This is a genomic window from Sulfitobacter sp. UBA1132 (assembly GCF_002311545.1).
In the GTDB taxonomy this organism is placed as follows: Bacteria; Pseudomonadota; Alphaproteobacteria; order Rhodobacterales; family Rhodobacteraceae; genus Sulfitobacter; species Sulfitobacter pontiacus.
In genome coordinates this window covers 278222-284834 of the sequence record NZ_DCAN01000019.1, presented here as the reverse complement: position 1 = coordinate 284834, position 6613 = coordinate 278222, and the positions used below count along the sequence as shown (strand labels likewise).

Sequence of the window (6613 nt, the reverse complement as noted above, 5' to 3'; positions counted from 1 at the left end):
GGCTACCGCACCGCCGAAGTCACCCTCGGCGGGATCGACACCGACGCTCTGTCCTCCAAAACACTAGAGGCCAAGACACGCCCCGGTCTCTACTTCATTGGCGAGGCCGTCGACGTGACCGGATGGCTGGGCGGCTATAACTTCCAATGGGCCTGGTCCTCCGCCATGGCCTGCGCCGCAGATATCGCACAGAAACAGTAATTTCCAAATGGCCCTAAATCCCGGGGGAGCCGCCATAGGCGGCGGGGGGGGNNGGGGGGCCCCCCCCCCCCCAGCCCGACACCATCGACCCAAAGCTGTCATCGTCGCATGGAAGCGAGCCCGCAATGCAGCTTCCCCAATGCAGACATGCGCCACACTATCGGTAAATTCAGAAAGGAAGACCATGCGTGACCCAGAAACCGACCAGGCCAACGTCATCGCCTTTTACGAAATGATGTTCAATGATTGCCGCCCCGCCGACGCCATCGCGCGCTACGCCGGAGCGCAGTACATTCAGCACAATCCCCATGTGGCGGACGGCAAGGCGGCCTTCGTTGACTATTTCGAACGGATGGCCCGCGAACATCCGGGCAAACATGTCGAGGTCAAGCGGTCATTCGTGGACGGCAATCATGTGATCCTGCATTGCCATCAGCTATGGCCCAACGGTCCCGATTATGCAGGGATGGACATTTTCCGTCTCGATGATCAAGGCAAGATCGTCGAGCATTGGGACGTGCTTCAGGAAATGCCTGTACAAAGTAACAACGACAACGGGATGTTTTGATACAATAAATGCCGTGCGAGCACAGCATTGAAAGGTCAAAAGCTATGCGTTGGCATTTTTGCCAAGAACCGAGCCGCAAGCCTTTTAACCGCGTCGACAATCAACGTGCCGCCACCCCCAACAAGCGTCACAGTTATAAGAACTTGCACATTAGGCATGTTAAGTTCTTCCTTGAGGTTGGCGGTACGTTGCCAGTTTTTGAGACAATATTGGCACCGCCCTATACGCGCCGCGCCGCTTGCCAGACCAAGGGCGCAAGCACGATGGCGATGAAGGGGAACATCATGAGATTGATGAGATGCCATCCCGACGCCTGCATCAACGCGCCAGAAAAGAACGAAAGAGCCGCGACTGTGCCGAAAACGGCGAAATCATTCAGCCCTTGGGCACGCCCGCGCTCGGCCTCTGTATGCGCGGCAGCTACCATCGCAGTCGCTCCGATGAAGCCAAAGTTCCACCCGATCCCAAGAAGGATGAGAGAGATGAAGAAATGCCTCAGATCCAGACCGGTCAACGCAACAGCACCTGAAATGCCGATGATGATCAGGCCAGCGGCGGTGACCTTTTCCTTGCCGAACCGGGCGATCAGCTTGCCCGTCACAAGGCTTGGCGCGAACATCGCCAGCACATGCCACTGAATACCCCATGCCGCGTGGTCAATCGAGTGCCCGCATCCGACCATCGCCAGCGGTGCGGCCGTCATGACGAATGACATAAGCCCGTAAGACACCACGCCAGCGGCGACCCCAAGCATGTATTTCGGCGAAGCCAGAAGTTGGAGCACGGTGCGCCCCCCGTCATCGGATGGCCTTTGCGCTGTGGCTGCGGGTTGGCGGCCCCTTAATCGGGTCAGAACAAAAAACGCGATGAGCGCCAGCGCCGCTTGGCTCAGGAAACTGCCCGCAAAGGGCACGTCCGGCACAGCGTCGCGCGTGGCAATGACCAGTTGCGGGCCGATAATGGCAGCGACCAGGCCGCCAACCATGACCCATGAAATGGCCCGCCCCCTGTCTGCCCCTTCGCGCCCGTCGGCAGCTGCGAAACGGTAAGACTGTACATAGGACGCATAGAGCCCCGCAAGAAACGTTCCCAAACAGAAGAATATGAACGCCCCAAAGGATATCGCACCAGCGGCGACCAATCCCGAGAACACGCCGATCATCGCGCCTAGAAGATAACCGCTGCGCCGCCCGTATTGTCGCATGATCCAAGCGGCAGGCACCGTTCCAAGGGCAAGTCCAAGATTATAGATGCTGACCGGAAGGGTCGCCAAAGCAGGGTCAGTCGCGAGATCCTGACCAACCAATCCCCCCAGCGAGATTACAATCGGTCCGCTGGCAGCCCCCAAGGATTGGGCGAGGATCAGCACCGTAAGGTTGCGCCGGAACCCGGCGGTTTCAGTCCGGTCTATCGTCTGTGTCATCATTTTTCATCCGTATGGCCACCATGCCCGTTGGATTGGCTTGGCGCGGCGTGTTTTCATTTTTCTATTGGATGCCCAAACCCATGCGGACGGGTGGTGATCAGGTCTGCATGGGGTCGTGCAGCGCCAGCGTGCTGGCCGCATGTTCGGCCGCCTCTAATGCGCCCTCCAGAAAGCCTCCGAATTCCGGGGCGGTTTCGGTCGACGCAAATATCACCCCGCGCGCTGAAAGGGCATGCAGTTTGGACGGCAAACCATAGCGGGGGTGGCTTCGGACCGGCTGTCGATCCTGTGGGCGCGCGATGTGGGGAATGGTCGCCCAGTCTTGCAAAATAAGGTGCATCGGGTTGGCCATTTCCGGTCCGAACATCGCCGTAAGCTGCATCACCGCAAGGCGCATCATCTCATCTTTGTGCTGGGCACGCGCATCCGCAGGAACCCCGACAAAACCGAAGAGCGCATAGGGACCGCCCTGCCTTGGCGAAGCATCATGGATTTCGACCATCGGCCCCTGCTGGCTCATGGCGTCGCCGGACAGCCCGGCATGTCGCCAATGAGGCTGGTCGTAAACCGCAATGATCTTGGCCTGACCGGCCATCCAGGTCGGCGTGTCTTGCAATGCCTGCATTTGGCCCGCATCCAGCGCGGGCTCAAAGGAAACGGTATCGGCAATGACCCGGGGCGGCATGGCCATCACGATCCTATTGGCCTTGATGATCTGCGCTGTGCCGTCTTGCTCAACCTGCGCCGTGATGATGCCCGCCGAGTGATCGACCAACGTCAGCCGCGTGCTGGTCATCATCTTCACCGGATCCAACCCTTTGGCCAAAGCATGCACCACAGAGCCGATCCCACCGGCCAAGCGGTAGGACCCCTCCATAGAGGCATAGCCGCGCCCGCGCTGCACGGTGCCGTTTTGCTCTTGATAGACCAAGTCACCCGTCGAGAACTGCCCAAACACAGGGATCTGAAAGCGCTCCGCGAGGGCCGCCATGCGCGGCTGCCCCGGCCAGAACCACGCAGGCCCAAGGTCGAAGGCACCGCCCGAAAACTCCTGTGTAAGGATGCGTCCGCCAAGGCGGTCCTGCGCTTCAACCAGCAAGAAATCGCGGCCTTGGCGGGCCAGATGGTCGGCAAGCGCAAGACCCGACAGACCACCGCCCACAATCAGAACATCAGTCCGCATCAGAATGCCTCTCCCATCGGCCTGAGGTACAGATCATGGGTCCAGGTGGACCGTGGTTGATCCGTCAGTGCCAGATAGGTGCGGACAATATCGGCTGGCTTCTTCATCCGTTCAGGGGCCATTCTGTGCAGGGCGCGGTTAGCAAGACCGGCACCCGCCCCGCCAGTGATTGCAAGTGGATCTGACATCTTATCCCCCGACATTCGGGGCCGTCGGCGTGTCTGCAAGATGGCCAGATTTGACCCAAAGCCGCGCGCCCTCGGGCCCGGAAACGGCGTTCAGCGGCGTGTGGGGCGGTAGGCGCAGCCAGGAATTGACCGCGAAGACCTCATCCCCTTCGATAAAGCTTCCTTCGACCACAACGGCTTCAAACCCGCTGTGGCCGGCCTGCGTCACTGCCACGTTGGGCTCCCAAAGCTCGATCCGCACCCGTTCGTGCGCATCCGCGAACAGCGGGATTTCTGAAACACCCTCACGCACCGGCTGCGGGGTCTGGGTGGTGGTGTCTATGGTGATCTGCTGACGGTCATCCATGTCGAACTGCCACAGCTTGACGAAGATCGTCGCCCCCTCGGCAGAGCTTGGGGTGTGCGAAGACGTTGGCGGGTTGCGCACATATGTGCCGACCGGAAAGTCACCGTGTTCATCCTGAAACACGCCCTCAAGCACCAGAAATTCTTCGCCGCCGGTATGGGTGTGCGCCGAAAACGCGCTGCCCGGCGCATAGCGGACGATGGTCGTCGCCCGCGCGACTTCGTCCCCGATCCGATCCAGCATCCGCCGGTCCACGCCCTTCATCGGGGATGCAACCCACGGCTGCCGATCCGAATGTACAACGGCACGTTCATCGAAATTTGCGTTCAGGTTCATGGTACATCCCTCCGGTTCAGCGCGCAGCGGCGCTACATAGCTACCTATCAGTTGATAGGCTATCAGTTAGATATTGCCCTCCTCGCTGTCAACACCTATCTACCACATGATAGACAGGAGCCCCAAATGCCGCAGACAATGAAAGATAAAATCCTTGATGCCGCTGAAAAACGTGTCCGTGGTGCCGGTTTCTCGGCGATGAGCTTTCGCGACCTGGCAAGCGATGTCGGCATCAAGAGCGCAAGCGTTCACTATCACTTCCCGACCAAACCCGATCTGGGCGAAGCTTTGGTGGATCGCTACACCAGCCAGTTCAAAGAGCACCTTGAACAGATCGATACGGCCAGCTTGCAAACGGCGTTGGACAGCTATGTCGCGCTCTACTCTCAAGCGCTTGTCTTGGACGAAACCATCTGCCTTTGCGCGATCATGGGCGCAGAAGCGATCGGGCTGCCCAAGAATGTTAACCAGAAAACAAAGGCATTCTTCAAAATGAACAGGCTGTGGCTGCTTGACCTGTTCCACCGTAATGGCGTCGAAAACCCCGAAGACACGTCCTGCCTCATCGTCGCGGCGCTGGAAGGCGGCATGATCGTTGCGTCATCCTCCGACGATCGTGCGATGTTCGACCAGATCGCCAAGGCCGCGATCCGAAGTATCGCCAAGATTTGACGTCGATATGGCAGCGCTCGGAAAATTCTAGAGCGCTATATTTCTGTAAAAAATAACGACGGAAAGTTGGCACGTGTCCGTTTAAGGCCTAGCTTCGGCTTAGCAGCGCTTCGACCCGAAGTTGGAAGTAAAGATACCGACATCTCATGGGAGATCAGAAAATCATGTCCAAGAAAACTCTCTATGGGACAGCCGCCGCATCGGTTGTGCTGGCCGCCGCATCCCTGATCTATTCGCCTTCATCGGCTCAGAATGTGAAACAGTCGAATGACACTGCGGCGGTCGTTCAAGCGGCAAATTGGGCAGGTCATGTCAAGATCACGGTCGATGCTGACGCAAAGACATTCCGCTTTCAATCCAACGGCATCCCGGACCACGGATTTGCGGAACAATATCTGATTCCAAGCGATCCAAACGATCAACCTTTTGCCGACAAGCCGCTGGAGTTCTTTGACGTGCAGAACTCTGCCGACTACTTCAAAGAGACCGAGATCGACGCGACAATCACAACGCAGCCGGTCTATTCGGATACATCAACGGACACCTCGCTGGGGAGAATTGGCGTGGCCTTGAGTGGCGCACAGATTTTCAACGACTATGAGAACCCCGACCGCTCCGTCGTTGCGATTGACGATCAGGTTGTTCATGATCACGTGGCATTTCTGGACAACTGCAACGGGCACACGCTCGTAGACGGGACGAATTACCACTATCATGGCATCCCTGTTTGTATCGCCGAGGCCGCGGCGCAGGCCGGGCAACATTCGCGGATGATCGGTGTTTTGGCCGACGGCTTTCCGGTCTATGGCAACAATGATGTCGGTGGTATTGTCGTGGTGAATGACGATCTGGATGCGTGCAGCGGCCACTCCGGCCCGACGCCTGAATTCCCGGAAGGGATTTACCACTACCATCTCACGGCAGATGAAGCGCCCTATATGATCGACTGCTACCATGGTGAGGTCGACGTGACCGCGAACAATGGCCCCGGTGGCGGTGGTGCCGCACCGGATTTTGCCGCAGTTGCCGATCAACTGGGCATCACAGAGGCTGAGTTGGTCGGGGCACTTGGTGACACGCGCCCGCCGGACTTTGCCGCGGCAGCTCAGGCACTTGGTGTCAGCGAAGCCGACCTGCGCGCAGCTATGCCCGCACCCGGCCAGTAAAGACCGGATCTGGTGGAAAAACTCGCCTATGCCATAATCGGGGCGTCGATGGCTGTCGTGGTCATGACGCTTTTTCCCATGTCCCGCGCCCCCAATGCCCCCGTGTCACCTGACATCGGCAAGGCAACGATGGATATGGCTAGCGCGCCCGGCGCGGTGCCAGCGCACCGGCATCCTCCGCGCGACGTCTCTGCCGAACTGCCACAGCCAAGCGTCACGCATCTGGTATTTCCGGACGTGATGGGCGGGTATAATGTTCAAATCCTGCCCGTTCATTTCAAGTTCACACCCGCAGCGATCAATCACGCACCGCAAGACAACGAAGGTCATGCCCATATCTATGTGAATGGCGCGAAAATAGCGCGGGTCTACTCCAACTGGTATCATCTGTCGGGCACCTCACTGGTGCCGGGCGAGAATGAAGTCAGAAGGACATTGAACGCAAATGATCACAGCGCGTGGTCGATGAACGGCGTCCCAATTTCATCAACCGTCAAGGTTTTCATCCCCGGGGCCAACCCATAGGT

9 protein-coding genes are annotated in these 6613 nt (G+C 58.5%); 5 read left to right on the top strand and 4 right to left on the bottom strand.

All coding sequences use genetic code 11. The features are described from left to right. Together B4F27_RS15150 and B4F27_RS15145 are read left to right on the top strand one after the other, a co-directional pair. Positions 1-201: NAD(P)/FAD-dependent oxidoreductase (locus B4F27_RS15150; RefSeq protein WP_286760046.1), on the top strand; the 201-nt coding region annotated here is incomplete at its 5' end. 184 nt (positions 202-385) lie between these two features. Beyond that, on the top strand, positions 386-769 hold the full coding sequence (locus B4F27_RS15145) for a nuclear transport factor 2 family protein (RefSeq protein WP_286760045.1): 384 nt from the start codon (positions 386-388) through the stop codon (positions 767-769). A gap of 220 nt (positions 770-989) precedes the next feature. Here B4F27_RS15145 and B4F27_RS15140 read toward each other — a convergent pair whose 3' ends face one another. The 4 genes from B4F27_RS15140 to B4F27_RS15125 form a co-directional block, all read right to left on the bottom strand. Then, complete coding sequence (locus tag B4F27_RS15140; protein ID WP_286760044.1) at positions 990-2195, bottom strand: MFS transporter; 1206 nt, start codon at positions 2193-2195, stop codon at positions 990-992. 97 nt (positions 2196-2292) lie between these two features. After that, a complete protein-coding gene (locus B4F27_RS15135; RefSeq protein WP_286760043.1) occupies positions 2293-3378 on the bottom strand; it encodes a flavin monoamine oxidase family protein in 1086 nt (361 codons plus the stop codon). Continuing rightward, positions 3378-3566, bottom strand: a complete 189-nt coding sequence (locus B4F27_RS15130; RefSeq protein WP_286760042.1) for a hypothetical protein — start codon at positions 3564-3566, stop codon at positions 3378-3380. Before B4F27_RS15130 ends, B4F27_RS15135 begins: the two co-directional genes overlap by 1 nt. A gap of 1 nt (position 3567) precedes the next feature. Next, positions 3568-4248 carry a cupin domain-containing protein gene (locus B4F27_RS15125; RefSeq protein WP_286760041.1) on the bottom strand — a complete coding sequence of 227 codons (681 nt, stop codon included), beginning with the start codon at positions 4246-4248 and terminating at the stop codon, positions 3568-3570. 138 nt (positions 4249-4386) lie between these two features. Between B4F27_RS15125 and B4F27_RS15120 the strand changes: the two genes are divergently transcribed. From B4F27_RS15120 to B4F27_RS15110, 3 genes are all read left to right on the top strand, one after another. Then, the gene (locus B4F27_RS15120) at positions 4387-4920 is read left to right on the top strand and encodes a TetR/AcrR family transcriptional regulator (RefSeq protein ID WP_286760040.1); all 534 of its coding nucleotides are present in this window, start codon (positions 4387-4389) and stop codon (positions 4918-4920) included. A gap of 164 nt (positions 4921-5084) precedes the next feature. After that, positions 5085-6086, top strand: a complete 1002-nt coding sequence (locus B4F27_RS15115; RefSeq protein WP_286760039.1) for a YHYH protein — start codon at positions 5085-5087, stop codon at positions 6084-6086. A gap of 12 nt (positions 6087-6098) precedes the next feature. Beyond that, a complete protein-coding gene (locus B4F27_RS15110; protein WP_286760038.1) occupies positions 6099-6611 on the top strand; it encodes a hypothetical protein in 513 nt (170 codons plus the stop codon). Positions 6612-6613 lie beyond the last annotated feature (2 nt).

What these genes read in the sequence shown, in the direction of transcription:
- B4F27_RS15145 (WP_286760045.1), top strand. Translation starts at nt 386, where the DNA reads ATGCGTGACCCAGAAACCGACCAGGCCAACGTCATCGCCTTTTACGAA.
- B4F27_RS15140 (WP_286760044.1), bottom strand. Translation starts at nt 2,195, where the DNA reads ATGATGACACAGACGATAGACCGGACTGAAACCGCCGGGTTCCGGCGC.
- B4F27_RS15135 (WP_286760043.1), bottom strand. Translation starts at nt 3,378, where the DNA reads ATGCGGACTGATGTTCTGATTGTGGGCGGTGGTCTGTCGGGTCTTGCG.
- B4F27_RS15130 (WP_286760042.1), bottom strand. Translation starts at nt 3,566, where the DNA reads ATGTCAGATCCACTTGCAATCACTGGCGGGGCGGGTGCCGGTCTTGCT.
- B4F27_RS15125 (WP_286760041.1), bottom strand. Translation starts at nt 4,248, where the DNA reads ATGAACCTGAACGCAAATTTCGATGAACGTGCCGTTGTACATTCGGAT.
- B4F27_RS15120 (WP_286760040.1), top strand. Translation starts at nt 4,387, where the DNA reads ATGAAAGATAAAATCCTTGATGCCGCTGAAAAACGTGTCCGTGGTGCC.
- B4F27_RS15115 (WP_286760039.1), top strand. Translation starts at nt 5,085, where the DNA reads ATGTCCAAGAAAACTCTCTATGGGACAGCCGCCGCATCGGTTGTGCTG.